The sequence below is a fragment of the Serratia sp. BNK-17 genome, assembly GCF_048684935.1.
Classification (GTDB): domain Bacteria; phylum Pseudomonadota; class Gammaproteobacteria; order Enterobacterales; family Enterobacteriaceae; genus Serratia; species Serratia nematodiphila.
Genome location: NZ_JBLQTR010000001.1, coordinates 146,727 through 163,498, shown reverse-complemented (window position 1 = coordinate 163,498; position 16,772 = coordinate 146,727). Strand labels below are relative to the sequence as shown.

The window sequence follows — 16,772 nt, the reverse complement described above, 5'->3', positions numbered from 1 at the left end:
TTCGTTTAGATAAGAGTTGAATGGCGCTCTCCTCCGCAGTTAAAGATCAGATTGGCCAGTGGTACAAAGCCCTGCAGCAGCAAATACCGGATTTTATTTCCCGCGCGCCCCAGCGCCAGATGATCGCCGAGGTGGCCAAGACGCTGGCCGGCGACTACCCGCGCCATCTGGCGATCGAGGCGCCGACCGGCGTCGGCAAAACGCTGTCTTACCTGATCCCGGGCATCGCCGTCGGGCGGGCGGAGAGCAAGCCGCTGGTGGTGAGCACCGCCAACGTGGCGCTGCAGGATCAGATTTACAGCAAGGATTTGCCGCTGCTGAAGAAGATTATCCCCGATCTGAAATTTACCGGCGCCTTTGGCCGCGGGCGTTACGTCTGCCCGCGCAACCTGGCGGCGATGAGCACCGACGTCAGTCAACAGGGCGATCTGACGCTGTTCCTCGACGACGAGCTGGCGCCGTCCAGCGGCGAAGAGCAGGCGCTGTGCCAGAAACTGACCAAGGCGCTGGCCCGCTTTGAGTGGGATGGGCTGCGCGATCACTATCAGCAGAGCATCGACGATCCGCTGTGGGCCAAGCTGAGCACCGACAAGGCCAACTGCCTGGGGCGCAACTGTCACTACATTCGCGAATGCCCGTTCTATATCGCCCGCAAAGAGATCGAGAGCGCCGACGTGGTGGTGGCCAACCACGCGCTGGTGATGGCGGCGCTGGAGACGGAATCGGTGCTGCCGAACCCGAAAGAGTTGCTGCTGGTGCTGGACGAAGGCCACCATTTGCCGGAGGTGGCGCGCGACGCGCTGGAGATCGACGGCGAAATCACTGCGCTGTCGACCAACCTGCAGCTGGACATGATCGTGCGCCAGGTCGAACAGTGCATGACGCAGTACCGGCCGAAGAATCCGCCGGGGCTGGCCAACAGCGAACGGCTGAAAAACCATTGCGAGGAGCTGCGCGAACTGGTGCAGATCTTCGAGCATCAGGTCAGCGCCTACCTGCCCGGCGACAGCGTGGCCGCCGAGCACCGTTTTGAAATGGGCGAGCTGCCGGCGGAGATGGTGGAGAGCTGCGCGCGGCTGTTTAAACTGACCGATGCACTGCGCGGGCTGGCGGAGTTCGTGCTTAACGATCTTACTGAGCAGACCGGCAAGCACGACATCATGCGCCTGCACCGCGCCATCCTGCAGATGAGCCGCACGCTGGGCTATCTGGAAGCGATGAGCAAGCTGTGGCGGCTGGCGGCGCTCGACAAGTCGTCCAATGCGCCGATCTCCAAATGGGTCACGCGCGAACTGCGCGATAACGTCACCCATCTGTATTTGCACTGCGTCGGCATCCGCGTCAGCGATCAGCTGGAGAAGCTGCTGTGGCGCAAGGTGCCGCACGTGGTGGTCACCTCGGCCACGCTGCGTTCACTGAACAGCTTCGCGCGTTTGCAGGAGATGAGCGGGCTGAGCGAGAAGGCCGGCGATCGCTTCGAAACGCTCTCTTCGCCGTTCAATCACGTCGAACAGGGCAAGATTGTTATTCCGCAGATGCGCTACGAACCGGCGCTCGCCAACGAGGCGGAGCACCTCGAGGAAATGGCGCGGTTTTTCCGCGCCGAGCAGGCGAGCGGCAAGCACAAAGGCATGCTGATCCTGTTCAGCAGCCACCGGGCGATGCAGACTTTCCTCAGCTACGTGACCGATCTGCGGCTGATGCTGCTGGTGCAGGGTGACCAGCCGCGCTACCGGCTGGTGGAAGAGCACCGCAAGCGGGTGGAGAAGGGCGTCGCCAGCGTGCTGGTGGGGCTGCAATCGTTCGCCGAAGGGCTGGATTTGAAAGGCGAACTGCTGACCCAGGTGCACATTCACAAAATCGCGTTCCCGCCGATCGACAGCCCGGTGATCATCACCGAAGGCGAGTGGCTGAAATCGCTGAAGCGCTATCCGTTCGAAGTGCAGAGCCTGCCGAGCGCCTCGTTCAACCTGATCCAGCAGGTCGGCCGTCTGATCCGCAGCAACCAATGCTACGGCGAGATCGTGATCTACGATCGCCGGTTGCTGACCAAAAATTACGGTTCGCGGCTGTTGGCGTCGCTGCCGGTGTTCCCGATCGAGCAGCGCGCGGTGCCGGAGGCCGACAAGGCGCATCTGGCGGCGCTGAAATCCGCCGCCGACGCGGCCAAAAAAGAGAAGAAGCGCGGCAACCCGTTCGCCCGCAAGCGGCGGCGTTAATCAGAGCAGCGGCGGCAGGCGGCGCTTGACCGGCGTGGTTTTCACGATCGAGGTGTTGCTCTGCGCATGCTCGGCCAGCCGATCGAGGGTGTGGTCGAGCTGTTCCATCGAGTGCGCCACCAGCCGCACGATAAAGCAGTCTTCGCCGGTCACCTTATCGCATTCGACCACTTCCGGGATCGCCTGAATCAGCTGCTCGACCTTCTTCAGCATGCCCGGCAGCGGCTTGATGCGCACCAGCGACTCGAAGGCGTAGCCCACCGCCTGCAGATTGACGTTCAGGGTATAGCCCTGGATCACGCCGTTTTCCTCCAGCCGCCGCAGTCTTTCCGACGTGCTTGGCGACGACAGGCCCACCTGCGCGCTCAGCGTCTTCAACGATGCGCGCGCATCGTCCGCCAGAATGGTCAGGATTTGGCGATCGATATCATCCATAACGCCTCCGTTAGGTGTTTTCATTATTATAGCTGCGAGAAAAAGGCAGTTAAGCATATCTGCCTTTTTTATGCTATGGAAAGCCGCCCGGCGAAGCCGCAAGCTATATCTCTGGGCAAGCTTCGAGGAACGCAGAATGAATGCAGAGATAAAACGCGGATCGCTGGAGATGGCGGCGGCGATGTTGATTTCCGGCTCCATCGGCTGGTTTGTGTTGATGTCCGGCCAGCCGGTTATCAACGTGGTGTTTTGGCGCTGCGCGGTAGGCGCGCTGGTGCTGCTGGCGGTGTGCGGCGTATTGGGGCAGCTGCGGCGCGATGCGCTGACGCGCGCCACGCTGCTGCTGGCGATCGCCGGCGGCGTCGCGCTGGTGATCAACTGGCTGCTGCTGTTCGCCGCCTATTCCTACGCGTCTATCTCCATCGCCACCGCGGTGTACAACACCCAGCCGTTTATGTTGGTGGGGCTGGGGGCGCTGTTTCTGGGGGAACGGCTGACCGCTCGCAAGCTGCTGTGGCTGGGGCTGGCGTTCGGCGGCATGATGCTGGTGGTGCTGGCGCAGCCGCGGCAGGCGGGGGAGCAGAGTCATTATCTGGCGGGCATCGCGCTGGCACTCGGCGCGGCGTTTTTCTACGCCCTGATGGCGCTGGCGGCCAAGCGGCTGAAGGGCACGCCGCCGCATCTTATTGCGCTGATCCAGGTGACGGTGGGGGCGGTGATGCTGTTGCCGCTGGTGGATTTCCACGTTTCGGCCAGCGTGGGGCAGTGGGGGATGCTGGCGACGCTCGGCGTGCTGCACACCGGCCTGATGTACGTGTTGATGTACGGCGCCCTGCAGAAGCTGCCCACCAATCTGATCGGCTCGCTGTCGTTCATCTACCCGATCGCCGCTATGCTGGTGGATCGCCTGGCGTTTGGCCACCGGCTGTCTGTGTGGCAGCTGCTGGGCGCGGCGATCATCCTGCTGGCGGCGGCGGGCATGAACCTGCTGGGCGAGCGGCGAGCGCGGCTGCTGCCGGCCTCGGACGGCCGGCGCGCCGGCTGATGCTCAGCGCGGTTTTTTCAGCCGGCGCCATAAAGTGGTGCGGCTGATCCCGAGCAACCGGGCGGCAGCGGCGTGGTCGCCTCCGCACTGCGCCAGGGCTTCGTGGGCGGAGACGGGCGCCGCCGGCGTCTCGGGCGGCGGCGCCACCGCCAGCTCCGGCAGCAGCCACTGCAGGGTCTCGCCGCTCGGCGCGACGCCGGTGCTCAGCATCAGCGCCACCCGCTCCATCATGTTGCGCAGCTCGCGCAGGTTGCCGGGCCAGGCGTAATGACTGAGCGCGGCGTAACAGCCGGCCAGGGCGGTGCGCAGCGGCTCCGTCAGCGGCACGTCGAGCGCCGCCAGCGACTGTTTCAGAAAGTGTTCCGCCAGCATCGCAATATCGTCGCCACGCGCCCGCAACGGCGGCAGCTGCAGCCGCAGGGCGCTCAGACGGTAAAACAGATCGGCGCGAAAATCGCCCTGTTGAATCGCCTGCTCCAGGCGATTGTGGGTGGCGCTGATAACGCGAAAATCGACCGCCACCGGCTGTTGCCCGCCGACTCGGGTGATGGTTTTCTCTTCCAGCGCCCGCAGCAGCCGGGTTTGCAGGTGCAGCGGCATTTCGCCGATCTCATCCAGAAACAGGGTGCCGCCGTTGGCGGTTTCCAGCAGCCCGCGTCGGCCGCCGCGCCGTGAGCCGGTGAAGGCGCCTTCCTCATAGCCGAACAGTTCCGCCTCCAGCAGCGATTCGGCGATGGCGCCGCAGTTGATGGCGACGAACGGCGGCGTCGCGCCGCGCCGGGAAAAGTATTCGCGGTGGATCGCCTGCGCCGCCAGCTCTTTGCCGGTGCCGGTTTCGCCTTCGATCAACACCGCCGCCGGCGATCGGGCGTACAGCATGATGGTGCGCCGCGTCTGCTCCATCTGCGGGGAATCGCCCTGTAAATCGCTCAGCCCATAGCGCGGCTGCAGGGTATTGCGCGCGGCGTAGTCGCCGCCGCGTTTGGCGCCGCCCAGCATCAGGCGCGTCACGTCCAGCGCGTCGCTGAAGGCGGCGCGCAGGGTGGCGGCGGAATAGAGAAAAATGGCGGTGAGCCCGGCCTCTTCCGCCAGATCGCTGATGAGGCCGGCGCCGACCACGGCCTGAATGCCGGCGGCTTTCAGCTCGGCGATCTGGCCGCGCGCGTCCTCTTCGGTGACGTAGCTGCGTTGCTCCAGCGGCAGATCGAAGGTTTGCTGGAACTCCAGCAGCGCGGGCAGCGGCGTTTTGTAGGTGATGACGCCGATTCGATCGGCGGTTCTGCGCGCCTTGCTCAGCGCCTGCAGCAGGTCGAAGCCGCCGGGTTTGACCAAAATGACCGGCACCGACAGGCGGCTTTTCAGGTAGGCGCCGTTGGAGCCGGCGGCGATAATGGCGTCGCAAGGCTCGGTCGCCAGGCGAGCGCGGATATGCTGCACCGCCTCCTCAAAGCCGAGGCGGATCGGGGTGATGACCGCCAGATGGTCGAACTCGAGGCTGATATCCCTGAACAGGTCGAACAGGCGAGTGATGGAGACGGTCCAGATCACCGGTTTGTCCGGCGTGCGGGACGGCGTGATGTGATCGCTCATGGTGGGTTACCGAATGAAAGTGGCTGCATTAGGTGTAGCCTTGTTTCATTCATGTTTCAAATATGCCGAGTGAAACCGCGATTGAAACGTTAACTGAAACGTTTTTTATCGCTTGGTCTGCCCAATGGCGACGCGAATTTTATAACTCACTTATTTTTATCGCTTTTAATTTTTTCCCCGCCAAAGTGCAACCTGGCCCGCCCCTTGCTCTGTCTGTTCCATCTAGCTAATCGGAGAGAACGTCATGACGCTGCGCTCACCCGGGCTCGCCTTTCGTCAGGCCCTGAGTAAAGAGAAACCCCTGCAAATCGCCGGCGCGATCAACGCCAACCATGCCCTGCTGGCCCAGCGGGCGGGGTTCCAGGCCATCTATCTTTCCGGCGGCGGCGTGGCGGCCGGTTCGCTGGGGCTGCCGGACCTGGGCATTTCGACGCTGGACGATGTGTTGACCGATATTCGCCGCATCACCGACGTCTGCCCGCTGCCGCTGCTGGTGGATGTCGACAGCGGTTTCGGCGCATCGGCGTTCAACGTCGCCCGCACGGTGCGCGCGGTGAGCAAGGCCGGGGCGGCGGCGCTGCATATCGAAGATCAGGTCGGCGCCAAGCGCTGCGGCCATCGGCCCAATAAGGCCATCGTTTCCACCGAAGAGATGGTGGATCGCATCAAGGCGGCGGTGGATGCGCGCAGCGATCCGGACTTCGTGATCATGGCGCGCACCGACGCGCTGGCGGTGGAGGGGCTGGAGGCGGCCATCGAGCGTGCTCAGGCTTACGTGGCGGCCGGGGCCGACATGCTGTTCCCGGAGGCGATCACCGAGCTGGGCATGTACCGCCGCTTCGCCGAAGCGACGCAGGTGCCGATCCTCGCCAACATCACCGAATTCGGCGCGACGCCGCTGTTCACCACCGACGAGCTGCGCAGCGCCCGGGTGGATATGGCGCTGTATCCGCTGTCGGCCTTCCGGGCGATGAACCGGGCGGCGGAGCGGGTGTACCGCGCCCTGCGCGAGGAGGGCACGCAGAAAAGCGTCATCGACACCATGCAGACCCGCAACGAGCTGTACGAAAGCATCAACTACTATTTGTTCGAAGAGAAACTCGACGCTTTGTTCGCTCGCAAACGCGACGAATAAGCGCCATTCACGCAGAAGTCAAATGAGGACAGTATGAGCCAAGCGATCCCCCCGCAAAGCCCGACTGGCGTTAAGCCGAAAAAATCCGTGGCGTTATCCGGCGTGCCCGCCGGGAATACCGCGCTGTGTTCCGTAGGACGCAGCGGCAACGATCTGCACTATCGCGGTTACGACATTCTCGATCTCGCGCGCCACTGCGAGTTTGAAGAGGTCGCCCATCTGCTGATCCACGGCAAGTTGCCCAACCGCGACGAGCTGCAGGCCTATAAACACCGTCTCAAAGCGCTGCGCGGCCTGCCCGCCAGCGTGCGCACGGTGCTGGAGGCGCTGCCGGCGGCGTCTCACCCGATGGACGTGATGCGCACCGGCGTTTCGGCCCTCGGCTGCACCCTGCCGGAAAAAGAACAGCACGGCGCGGCCGGCGCACGCGACATCGCCGATCGGCTGCTGGCGTCGTTGGGATCGATGCTGCTCTATTGGTATCACTACAGTCACAACGGCGAGCGCATTCAGCCGGAGACCGACGACGATTCCATCGGCGGCCACTTCCTGCACCTGCTGCACGGCGCAGCGCCTTCCGCCAGCTGGGAACAGGCAATGCATGCGTCACTGATCCTGTACGCCGAGCATGAGTTCAACGCCTCGACCTTCGCCGGCCGGGTGATCGCCGGCACCGGATCCGACGTCTATTCGGCGATCGTCGGCGCCATTGGCGCGCTGCGCGGGCCGAAGCACGGCGGCGCCAACGAGGTATCGCTGGAGATCCAACAGCGCTATGAAACGCCGGACGAAGCGGAAGCCGACATTCGCCGCCGCATCGACAACAAAGAGGTGGTGATCGGCTTCGGGCACCCGGTGTACACCGTCTCCGATCCGCGCCATCAGGTGATCAAAGAGATCGCGCTGCGCCTGTCGCAGGAAGCGGGCGCGATGAAGCTGTATGACATCGCCGACCGGCTGGAAAGCGTGATGCGCGACACCAAAAACATGTTCCCCAACCTCGACTGGTTCTCGGCGGTGTCTTACCACCAGCTGGGGGTGCCTACCGAAATGTTCACGCCGCTGTTTGTCATGGCGCGGGTGAGCGGCTGGTCGGCGCACATCATCGAGCAACGGCAGGACAACAAAATCATTCGCCCGTCCGCCAACTATACCGGGCCGGAAGCGCGGGCGTTCGTACCGCTGGATCAGCGCTGAGCGCCGATCGTTATCGTGTCGTTTTCACTATGGAGCCTTTGGGGATCATGATGCTTGAGTCTGCCAACACCGGCCGTCCGCCGTTCGATCGCGAGATGGTCGATATCGTCGATTATGTGATGAAAGAGGCCGTCGATACCCCGGCGGCGTACCGCACCGCCCATTATTGCCTGCTCGATACCCTCGGCTGCGGGCTGGAGGCGCTGAGCTACCCGGCCTGCAAGAAACTGATGGGGCCGGTGGTGCTGGGCGCCGAGGTGCTGAACGGCAGCCGGGTGCCGGGCACCCGCTTCCAGCTGGATCCGGTGCAGGCGGCGTTCAATATCGGCGCCATGATCCGCTGGCTCGATTTCAACGACACCTGGCTGGCGGCGGAGTGGGGCCACCCGTCGGACAACCTGGGCGGGATCCTGGCGGTGGCCGACTGGCTCTCGCGTCAGGCGGTGGCGGCGGGCAAAGCGCCGCTGACCATGCGGCAGGTGCTGATCGCCATGATCAAGGCGCACGAGATCCAGGGCTGCCTGGCGCTGGAAAACGCCTTCAACCGAGTGGGGTTGGATCACGTGCTGCTGGTGAAGGTGGCGTCCACCGCGGTGGTGGCGCAGCTGCTCGGCCTGAGCCGCGAGGCGATCCTGAACGCGGTGTCGCTGGCGTGGGTGGACGGGCAGTCGCTGCGCACCTACCGCCACGCGCCGAACGCCGGCACCCGCAAATCCTGGGCGGCGGGGGATGCGACCGCGCGCGCGGTGCGGCTGGCGCTGATGGCCGCCACCGGCGAGATGGGCTATCCCTCGGCGCTCACGGCGCCGACCTGGGGGTTCTACGACGTCTCGTTCAACGGCGAACCTTTCCGCTTCCAGCGGCCGTACGGCGCGTATGTGATGGAGAACGTGCTGTTTAAAATTTCGTTCCCGGCGGAGTTCCATGCCCAGACCGCCGTGGAGGCGGCCATGACGCTGCACCGCCAGATGCAGGCCGCCGGCAAAACCGCCGCCGATATCGCCAGGGTGAGCATCCGCACCCACGAGGCCTGCCTGCGCATTATCGACAAGCAAGGGCCGCTGGATAACCCGGCGGATCGCGATCACTGCATTCAGTATATGGTGGCGATCCCGCTGCTGTTCGGCCGGCTGACGGCGGCCGATTACGAGGATCGGGTGGCCGAGGATCCGCGTATCGACGCATTGCGCGGCAAGATCCACTGCCATGAAGATCCCGCCTTCACGCGCGATTATCACGATCCGGAAAAACGCTCGATCGCCAATGCGCTGACGGTGGAGTTCACTGACGGCAGCCGTCTGGATGAGGTGGCGGTGGAGTACCCTATCGGCCATGCGCGGCGGCGCGAAGCGGGCATCCCGCTGCTGATCGAGAAGTTCAAAACCAACCTGGCGCGCCAGTTCCCGGCCCTGCAGCAGCAGCGCATTCTCGAGGTGTCGCTGGATCGGCAGCGGCTGGCGCAGATGCCGGTCAACGAGTACCTCGATTTGTGGGTGATCTGACGCGAGCGGCGCTGACAAGCCACGTCGGCGTCGCTATGATGGAGGCTCCATCCCCGTCCGTCTTCTTATCAGGTGATTCATGATTGATGCCGCAACGCTGTTGTTGTTTTCCGGCGCCTGCGTGGCGCTGGCGCTGACCCCCGGCCCGGATATGCTGCTGATCGCTTCGCGCAGCGTCAGCCAGGGGCGGCGCGCCGGTTTCGCTTCGCTGGCGGGCATCCAGCTCGGCACTTACTGCCACGCGCTGGCGGCGGCGCTGGGGTTGTCGCAACTGTTCGTCGCCGTGCCGCTGGCTTACGACGCGGTGAGAATGTTGGGCGCGGCCTATCTGCTCTATCTGGCGTGGAAAACGCTGCGATCCGGCAGCAGTCTGCAGGCTTCCGCCGGCTTGCAGGCGGTGCCGACCGCGCGCATTTTCCGTCAGGGATTGTTCACCAACATCCTCAACCCGAAGATGGCGCTGTTCGTGCTGGCGCTGTTCCCGCAGTTTATCGATCCGCGCGCCGGCTCGGTGGTGGTGCAGATGCTGGCGCTGGCGACGGTGCTGAATCTGGTCGGCTTGCTGATTAACGGCGGGGTGATCCTGGCGGTCAGCGGCATGAAAAGCCGTTTCGCCGGCCGCCGCTTCAGCGCCCGTTGGCCGAACTATCTGCTGAGCGGCGTGTTCGCCGGGCTGGCCTGCAAACTCATTTTCGACAGCCGTCGTTAATCTTCGCGCAGCAGCGCTTCAAACGCCGCGCTGGCCGGTTCGTCCGGCAGCGCGCTGTACATCACCAGCCGCAGGTGGTTCTCTTCGTCGACGATGAAAGAGGCGTGGTCAAAGGTGACCGGGCCGATCTCCGGGAGGGTGAAGCTGCGCCGCCCCTGGCAACGTCCGTGAATATCATGCTGCCGCCAGAGCTGGCGGAACTGCGGCGATACCTGCTCCAGCGCCTGTACCCGTTGGCGCATCACCTCATCCTCCGGCGCACGGGCGTAGTCGCGGCGGAAGCTGGCCAGGATTTGCGGCGCCTGCGCCCGCCACTCCAGCAGGCGCGCATTGAGCTGCGGATCGGCAAACAGCATCCACAACATGTTGCGCTCTTGCGCCGGGCGCTCGCCGATGGCGAACAGCCGCTGCGCCGCCGGATTCCAGGCGATGATGTCCCAACTGAGGTTCATGACGTAGGCCGGCCGCAGCGTCAGGTCGTCCAGCAGGCGCCGCACCAACGGCGAAACCTGGCACCACTGATGGCCGACCGGCACCGGCGGGCGCTGATGCGCCAATAAAAACAGGTGGTAGCGGCCGGCGGCGTCGAGCTGCAGCACCCGCGCCAGATTTTCCAAAAACGTCACCGACGCATTGATTTCCCTGCCTTGCTCCAGCCAGGTGTACCAGGTGAGGCCGACGCCGGCCAGCGCCGCCACCTCCTCGCGCCGCAAGCCCGGCGTGCGGCGGCGGCTGCCGCTCGGCAAGCCGACTGCCTCCGGCGACAGTTGTTCTCGCTTTTGCCGCAGAAAATCCCCCAGTTCGTGGCGGGTGCGTTCGAGGGTGCGTGGGGGCATGTCGGCCGTCCTGTTGCTGTTAGTAATAGTATAAATGGCTATATAGTAACAGTTTAAACTCTATTCCATACTGCGACCATCATAATCTCTGGAGGTGGTATGGAACATTCATTATCTGTTGAACGGCGGGGATTGCCCGGCCTGCCGGTGCTGCTGTTGGGCGGCTTCGTCACGGTGTTCGATCTGTTTGTGGTCAACGTGGCGGCGCCGGTGATCCAGCAACAGTTCGCCGCCGATTTCGCCGGTATCGGTTTGATCGTCGCCGGTTATGAACTGGCGTTTGGGGTGCTGTTGATCGCCGGTGGGCGTCTGGGCGATCGCTTCGGGCGTCGGCGTCTGTTCAGCCTCGGCATGCTGGGATTCACGCTGAGTTCCCTGTTGTGCGGACTGGCGGGATCGCTCAGCCTGCTGATCGCCGCGCGTATCCTTCAGGGGGCGGCGGCGGCGCTGTTGTTCCCGCAAATTTACGCCTTGATGCGGGTGCTGTACGCGCCGCAACAGCGGCGGCGTGCTTTCGCCTGGCTGGGCATGACACTGGGGTTGGCGGCAATCTTCGGCCAGATCCTCGGCGGGTTTATCATCGAGGCCAACCTGTTCGGCAGCGGCTGGCGCATGATCTTTTTGATCAATTTGCCTATCGGCGCGCTGGCGCTGTGGGCGGCGCGGCGCATTCCCGAATCGCGGGTGGCGCAGGCGCAGCGGCTGGACGGCGTCGGCCTGTGGCTGGCGGCGGCCGGCCTGTCGCTGTTGCTGCTGCCGTTGCTGGAAGGCCCGGCGCGCGGTTGGCCGTGGTGGATCGCGCCGATGTTGGCATTGGCGCTGCTGACGCTGTGGGGCTTCCTGCGTTGGGAACGCCGCCTGGCGCAGCGCGGTGATGATGCGGTGCTCGATCCGGCGCTGTTCCGCCAGGCGGGCTTCGCGCCGGGTATGGCGGTGGTGCTGGCGATTTATGCCACCGCTTCCTCGTTTTTCTTGTGCTTCGCGCTGCTGCTGCAGGCGGGGGCGGGGCTGACGCCTTTTCAGGCGGGCAGCCTGTTCGCCCCGGCCAGCGCGGCCTTTATGCTGGCCTCGATGCTGGCGCCCCGGCTGACGCTGCGTTGGGGCAACGGCGTGCTGAGCGTGGGCGTGGCGATTTACGCCGCCGGGTTGGCGCTATTGATGGCGCAGGCGCTGTGGGGGGCGGCGCTGGCGCATCCGCTGCGGCTGCTGCCGGGGTTGGTGGTGTTGGGATTCGGCCAGGCGCTGAGCATGACGCCGCTGCTGAATCTGGTGCTGGGTTTGGCGCAGGAGCGGCAGGCGGGCATGGCGGCGGGTCTGGTGGCCACCGTGCAGCAGGTGGGGGGCGCGCTGGGTATCGTGGTCAGCGGCGTCGGTTTTGTGCCGCTGTTGGCGAGCGGCGGCGCGGCGGAACGCTATGCCCAGGCCTTTGCCGGTGCGATGCTCTGTAATTTGGTGGCGATGGGCGTCGCCCTGATCTTGTTAAACCGGATCACTCGAAATACTCAGAAAGCGGATCTTAAGTAGGCCGCCGGCGGGTGCTTTACTGTCGTCATCATGAGAGCGCGATAAGGAGCCACACTGATGTTTCAACCCGCCGCATTTCGCGAAGACGATCTGGATGCCCAACTGGCGTTGGTGCGCGCCCACCCGCTGGGGCTGTTGGTCAGCCACGGCAAGCAGGGATTGACGGCCGATCCGCTGCCGTTTGTGGCCGATGTCGAACAGGGGCAGATCCGGCTGCGGGCGCACCTGTCGCGCGCCAACGAGCACTGGCGACGTTTGCAACAGGCGGCGGAATGTCTGGTGATTTTTCAGGGCCAGGAGGGCTATGTGTCGCCCGGCTGGTACCCGAGCAAGCGCCAGACCGGCAAGGTGGTGCCGACCTGGAATTACAGCGTGGTGCAACTGCATGGCGTGCCGACGGTGACGGACGACCCGGCCTGGCTGCGCCGCCAACTGATCGATCTCACCGCGCAGCAGGAAGGGCGGCGTCCTGAACCCTGGCGGCTCGAGGATGCGCCGGCCAACTACATCGCCGCACAGCTTAAAGGCATCGTCGGTATTGAGATCGCCGTCACCCGGCGCGAAGGCAAATGGAAAATGAGCCAAAACCGCAGCACCGAGGATGCCGGCGGGGTGATCGCCGGGCTGCGCGATGGCGATGAAGCGCAGCGGCGACTGGCGGCGGAGGTTGAGCGGCGGCGCGGATAGGGTATGCTAACCGAAGAGTGGGCTGAGGGAACCTTCGGATGGATTACACCAAAATTATCAAAGAAATAGGCCGCGGCAAAAACCATGCGCGCGATCTGGATCGACAGACCGCCTTTGAGCTGTATCAGGCGATGCTGGCCGGGGAGGTCCCCGAGCTGGAGTTGGGCGGCATTCTGATCGCGCTGCGTATCAAGGGCGAAGCCGAAGAAGAGATGCTGGGTTTTTACCAGGCGATGCAACAGCAGGTCTTGCCGTTGCAGGCGCCGCAGGGGAGGCCATTGCCGGTGGTGCTGCCGAGCTACAACGGCGCGCGCAAGCAGGCCAACCTGACGCCGCTGCTGGCGCTGCTGCTGGCGAAAGTGGGCCTGCCGGTGGTGGTGCATGGCGTACTGGACGACAGCACCCGCGTGACCAGCGCCGAGATTTTCCGCGCGCTTGGGCTGCCATGGTCGGAACAGACCGCTCACGCCCAACAGCGTCTCGATAACGGCGAGGCGGTATTCATGCCGGTTTCCACGCTGTCGGCGCCGCTGGCGCGGCAGCTCGGGCTGCGTTGGCGCATGGGGGTGCGCAACAGCGCCCATACGTTGGCCAAGCTGGCGACGCCGTTCGGCGAACAGGATGCGCTGCGCCTCGCCAGTGTCTCACACCCGGAGTATGTCGGCCGGGTGGCGTCGTTTTTCCGTCAGATCGGCGCCCGCGGGCTGTTGATGCACGGCACGGAAGGCGAAGCCTACGCCAACCCGTTGCGCTGCCCGCAGATTCACCATATCGTCGGCGGCGAACAGCGCATCTTGCTGGAACGCACCTTGCAGGATGAAACGCCGCTCTTGCCGGCGGCGAAAGACGCGGAAACCACCGCGCGCTGGACCGAGCGCTGCCTGGCCGGCGAGGTGGCGATCCCGCTGGCCATTCAGCGGCAGATCGCCTGTTGTCTGGTGGCCGCCGGCGAGAGCGAGACGCTGGAGCAGGGGCTGCAGCGCCTGCATCAGGCCTGAGCGCGACTATACTGGGATATTTCCTCATCGGCTGAGAAGGACGGTTATGCAACAGGCTCTCGATTACTTCAATCAATTGAACCAGGATTACCTCGACGTACACCGCGCCAAAGAAGAGCTGTTCTGGCAAAACTACATGGGCACCGGCGGTGAAGACGTCTCGGCGCGCTTTTCCGCCGCCGAAAGCGCCTATAAGCGCTTTATCGCCGAACCGCGCCGGCTGGCGGAGATCCGCACTCTGCTGGCCGGATTGGAAGCGTTGCCGCAGGAGGCGCAGCGCGATGCGCTGATCCACGGCCTGCAAGGTTGGCTGCGCTTTTTCGACTGCAACGCCATCGAAGATCCGCAGGCGCAGGCGCTGTTGGATCAGATCATCCACGCCGAATCCGATCTCTACTCGCGCCGCAAGGGCTATCAGGTCACCCATCTGAACGCCGGCGGCCAGCGCGTGGCGGCTTCGCTCGGCGAGCTGTTGACCAACCAGGCGACCAACCCGAACGAAGACTATCGCCGCAGCTCGCAGCAGGCGCTGCGCGATCTGGAGCAATGGCTGCTGCATAACGGCCTGCCGGAGCTGATCGGCCTGCGCAACCGCTTTGCGCGCCAGATGGGTTATCGCAACTATTTCGACTACAAGGTGAACAAGACTGAGCGCATGACGCCGGAGCAGTTGTTCGCCATTCTGGATCGTTTCGAGCGGGAAACCCGCGAGGCCAACGCGCGCAGTCTGCAACAGCTGGCGGCCGAGAAGGGCAGCCAGGCGCTGGAGCCGTGGAACGTGCGCTTCGCCAGCGCCGGCGACGTCACCCGCCAACTGGATCCTTACTTCCCGTTTTCCCGTTCGCTGGAACGCTGGGTCGACAGCTTCAAACGCCTGCACATCGGTTTTGGCGGCGCGGAGATGAACCTCGATCTGCTGGTGCGTAAAGGCAAGTATGAGAACGGCTTCATGCACGGCCCGGTGCCGCCGTTTGTGCGCCAAGGGGAGTGGGTGCCGGCGCGCATCAACTTCACTAGCCTGGCGCAGCCGGGGCAGGTGGGCAGCGGCGCTTACGGGCTCAACACGCTGTTCCACGAGGGCGGCCACGCGGCGCACTTCGCCAACATTCGCCAGAATGCGCCGTGCTTCTCGCAGGAGTTCCCGCCGACTTCGATGGCCTATGCCGAAACCCAGTCGATGTTCTGCGACAGTCTGCTGGACGACGCCGATTGGCTGAAACGCTATGCGAAAAACGCCGCCGGTGAGGCAGTGCCGGATGCGCTGATCGAAGCCGGCATCGCGGCGCGTCAGCCGATGCGCGCGTTCAACGAACGCCATATCCTGCTGGTGCCGTACTTCGAGTGGGCGCTGTATCAGTGGGATGACGAGCAGCACACGCCGGAAGCCATCACCGCGCTGGCGCGCGAGGTTGAGCAGAAGATCCTCGGCATCAGCGGCAGCCCGCGCCCGACGCTGGCGATCCCGCATCTGCTGTCGCTGGAGTCCGCCTGTTCTTATCAGGGCTACCTGCTGGCGATGATGGCGGTGGAACAAACCCGCCACTTCTTCCTGCAGCGCGACGGTTATCTGACGGACAACCCGGCCATCGGCCCGGATCTGGCGCAACACTACTGGTTGCCGGGCAACAGCGTCAGCCACGACGACACGCTGCGCAGCCTGACCGGCGAAGGGTTTAATCCGGACTATCTGGCGCAGGCCTGCAACCAGACGGTGGCGCAGGCGTGGCATGAGGCGCAGCAGACGATGGCCGCCGCCGCCGCCCGCCCGCAGCCGCCGGCGGATTTCGATTTGCAGGCGCATATTCGGGTGGTGGATGGCGAGACGGTATTGGCAGACAACGCCGACGGTGACGAACGGATGTGCCGCGACTTCGCCGCAGCGATAGAGGCGCGTTTGGTTTAAGGCTGACAATAAAATCCACGCGGAAGCGTGGATTTTATTTAATGGTTAAAACCAGGCGTGATTTTATTCGAAATAGACGTCGGGATTATCGGCCAGAGACACGAAGCTCTTGGTGTTTCTATCCAGCGTGCGAATTTCGCCGCTTTCGATGTCGTACACCCAGCCGTGCAGGCGCAGCCCGCTGTTGCGCAGACCCACCGCCACAGAAGGATGGGTTTTGATATTATTTAGCTGAGCAATAACGTTCTCTTCCACCATAGCGTTAACTTTGTCTGTTTCGCTATTCCAGGTTTTCTTCTCGACCACTGCTTTGGCCGCATCCGCATAGTGCAGCCAGTGAGCTACCGCAGGCATGGGGTCGAGGCACTGGCAGGACGCGATAGCCTTCATGGCGCCACAGTTCGAGTGGCCACAAATCACGATATCAGTAACACCCAATGCCACCACCGCATACTCGATGGTCGCAGAAACCCCGCCCGGCTCCGGGCCAAAGGAAGGAACGATGTTGCCGGCGTTGCGGATAACGAACAGTTGCCCAGGTTCTTGCTGCGTCACCAGCTCGGGCACCAGACGGCTGTCAGAACAGGAGATGAAAAGCGCTTTAGGATTTTGGCTGGAGGCAAGGCTGCGAAACAGTTCCTTACGCTGTGGGAAAATCTCTTTCTGGAAACTGAGGAAACCTTCAATGATATGTTGCATACAACGCTCTCTGCATCTGTAGTCTGCGTAACATGATAATCATCCTCTCCCGTTAGTCCAGCCATGGGGTGGTAAAAAAATGTGTGCTCATCCCCCCTGCAAACCCCATTAAATACGGGGTTTCTACCCGTTTTCGGCAGCATTGTCCGGTTCGTTTACGCGTGGGGTGCTGAAGAAGCAGACGGTAAGAAACCAGTTACCTTACTTATTCAAAGAATAAATATATTTTATTTAGTCCATCATAAATAAAAATTTGTTCCGCAATAACGAGGGGAGACCATCAATTTTTCCGG

General features: G+C 63.6%; 14 protein-coding genes. 10 read left to right on the top strand and 4 right to left on the bottom strand.

The genetic code is table 11. The features are described from left to right. The first annotated feature begins 20 nt into the window (after positions 1-20). Positions 21-2,219, top strand: a complete 2,199-nt coding sequence (gene dinG / locus ACMGF7_RS00755) for an ATP-dependent DNA helicase DinG (protein ID WP_015377137.1) — start codon at positions 21-23, stop codon at positions 2,217-2,219. Here the strand turns inward: dinG and ACMGF7_RS00750 are convergent, their stop codons facing one another. Further along, positions 2,220-2,654 (bottom strand): Lrp/AsnC family transcriptional regulator, encoded by a 435-nt coding sequence (locus ACMGF7_RS00750; RefSeq protein ID WP_033633772.1) that lies wholly within the window; start codon positions 2,652-2,654, stop codon positions 2,220-2,222. Between the two features lie 136 nt (positions 2,655-2,790). Between ACMGF7_RS00750 and ACMGF7_RS00745 the strand changes: the two genes are divergently transcribed. Further along, entirely contained in the window at positions 2,791-3,699 is a 909-nt protein-coding gene (locus ACMGF7_RS00745; RefSeq protein ID WP_004939309.1) for a DMT family transporter, read from the top strand. A 3-nt stretch (positions 3,700-3,702) separates the two neighbouring features. On the opposite strand, the gene prpR is transcribed toward ACMGF7_RS00745, so the two are convergent. Next, entirely contained in the window at positions 3,703-5,289 is a 1,587-nt protein-coding gene (gene prpR, locus ACMGF7_RS00740; protein ID WP_164095304.1) for a propionate catabolism operon regulatory protein PrpR, read from the bottom strand. 244 nt (positions 5,290-5,533) lie between these two features. Between prpR and prpB the strand changes: the two genes are divergently transcribed. The 4 genes from prpB (at position 5,534) to ACMGF7_RS00720 (ending at position 9,832) form a co-directional block, all read left to right on the top strand. Further along, a complete protein-coding gene (prpB, locus tag ACMGF7_RS00735; RefSeq protein WP_164095305.1) occupies positions 5,534-6,424 on the top strand; it encodes a methylisocitrate lyase in 891 nt (296 codons plus the stop codon). A 33-nt stretch (positions 6,425-6,457) separates the two neighbouring features. Further along, positions 6,458-7,621, top strand: coding sequence for a bifunctional 2-methylcitrate synthase/citrate synthase (prpC, locus tag ACMGF7_RS00730; protein ID WP_004939298.1), 1,164 nt, complete (start codon positions 6,458-6,460; stop codon positions 7,619-7,621). A 50-nt stretch (positions 7,622-7,671) separates the two neighbouring features. Next, positions 7,672-9,123 (top strand): bifunctional 2-methylcitrate dehydratase/aconitate hydratase, encoded by a 1,452-nt coding sequence (locus ACMGF7_RS00725; protein ID WP_197763674.1) that lies wholly within the window; start codon positions 7,672-7,674, stop codon positions 9,121-9,123. Between the two features lie 79 nt (positions 9,124-9,202). Further along, positions 9,203-9,832 carry a LysE family translocator gene (locus ACMGF7_RS00720; protein ID WP_025302070.1) on the top strand — a complete coding sequence of 210 codons (630 nt, stop codon included), beginning with the start codon at positions 9,203-9,205 and terminating at the stop codon, positions 9,830-9,832. Here the strand turns inward: ACMGF7_RS00720 and ACMGF7_RS00715 are convergent. Next, on the bottom strand, positions 9,829-10,668 hold the full coding sequence (locus tag ACMGF7_RS00715) for a helix-turn-helix transcriptional regulator (RefSeq protein ID WP_004939285.1): 840 nt from the start codon (positions 10,666-10,668) through the stop codon (positions 9,829-9,831). The two genes, ACMGF7_RS00720 and ACMGF7_RS00715, sit on opposite strands and share 4 nt — an antisense overlap. A gap of 99 nt (positions 10,669-10,767) precedes the next feature. Between ACMGF7_RS00715 and ACMGF7_RS00710 the strand changes: the two genes are divergently transcribed. From ACMGF7_RS00710 to ACMGF7_RS00695, 4 genes are read left to right on the top strand one after another with little or no spacing between them, the layout of a single operon-like run. Then, positions 10,768-12,192, top strand: a complete 1,425-nt coding sequence (locus tag ACMGF7_RS00710) for an MFS transporter (RefSeq protein WP_049239868.1) — start codon at positions 10,768-10,770, stop codon at positions 12,190-12,192. 57 nt (positions 12,193-12,249) lie between these two features. Next, entirely contained in the window at positions 12,250-12,879 is a 630-nt protein-coding gene (locus ACMGF7_RS00705) for an FMN-binding negative transcriptional regulator (RefSeq protein ID WP_164095306.1), read from the top strand. A 38-nt stretch (positions 12,880-12,917) separates the two neighbouring features. Next, positions 12,918-13,877, top strand: a complete 960-nt coding sequence (gene ybiB / locus ACMGF7_RS00700; protein ID WP_049239870.1) for a DNA-binding protein YbiB — start codon at positions 12,918-12,920, stop codon at positions 13,875-13,877. A gap of 46 nt (positions 13,878-13,923) precedes the next feature. Next, positions 13,924-15,780 (top strand): M3 family metallopeptidase, encoded by a 1,857-nt coding sequence (locus tag ACMGF7_RS00695; RefSeq protein WP_164095307.1) that lies wholly within the window; start codon positions 13,924-13,926, stop codon positions 15,778-15,780. A gap of 63 nt (positions 15,781-15,843) precedes the next feature. Here ACMGF7_RS00695 and ACMGF7_RS00690 read toward each other — a convergent pair whose 3' ends face one another. Next, positions 15,844-16,479: a carbonic anhydrase gene (locus ACMGF7_RS00690; RefSeq protein ID WP_004939270.1), complete on the bottom strand. Its 636-nt coding sequence runs from the start codon at positions 16,477-16,479 to the stop codon at positions 15,844-15,846. Positions 16,480-16,772: the final 293 nt, after the last annotated feature.

Coding starts and splice junctions, on each gene's coding strand:
- ACMGF7_RS00695 (WP_164095307.1), top strand. CDS start 13,924: ATGCAACAGGCTCTCGATTACTTCAATCAATTGAACCAGGATTACCTC.
- prpR (WP_164095304.1), bottom strand. CDS start 5,289: ATGAGCGATCACATCACGCCGTCCCGCACGCCGGACAAACCGGTGATC.
- dinG (WP_015377137.1), top strand. CDS start 21: ATGGCGCTCTCCTCCGCAGTTAAAGATCAGATTGGCCAGTGGTACAAA.
- ACMGF7_RS00750 (WP_033633772.1), bottom strand. CDS start 2,654: ATGGATGATATCGATCGCCAAATCCTGACCATTCTGGCGGACGATGCG.
- ybiB (WP_049239870.1), top strand. CDS start 12,918: ATGGATTACACCAAAATTATCAAAGAAATAGGCCGCGGCAAAAACCAT.
- ACMGF7_RS00725 (WP_197763674.1), top strand. CDS start 7,672: ATGCTTGAGTCTGCCAACACCGGCCGTCCGCCGTTCGATCGCGAGATG.
- ACMGF7_RS00690 (WP_004939270.1), bottom strand. CDS start 16,479: ATGCAACATATCATTGAAGGTTTCCTCAGTTTCCAGAAAGAGATTTTC.
- ACMGF7_RS00720 (WP_025302070.1), top strand. CDS start 9,203: ATGATTGATGCCGCAACGCTGTTGTTGTTTTCCGGCGCCTGCGTGGCG.
- ACMGF7_RS00745 (WP_004939309.1), top strand. CDS start 2,791: ATGAATGCAGAGATAAAACGCGGATCGCTGGAGATGGCGGCGGCGATG.
- ACMGF7_RS00710 (WP_049239868.1), top strand. CDS start 10,768: ATGGAACATTCATTATCTGTTGAACGGCGGGGATTGCCCGGCCTGCCG.
- ACMGF7_RS00715 (WP_004939285.1), bottom strand. CDS start 10,668: ATGCCCCCACGCACCCTCGAACGCACCCGCCACGAACTGGGGGATTTT.
- prpB (WP_164095305.1), top strand. CDS start 5,534: ATGACGCTGCGCTCACCCGGGCTCGCCTTTCGTCAGGCCCTGAGTAAA.
- ACMGF7_RS00705 (WP_164095306.1), top strand. CDS start 12,250: ATGTTTCAACCCGCCGCATTTCGCGAAGACGATCTGGATGCCCAACTG.
- prpC (WP_004939298.1), top strand. CDS start 6,458: ATGAGCCAAGCGATCCCCCCGCAAAGCCCGACTGGCGTTAAGCCGAAA.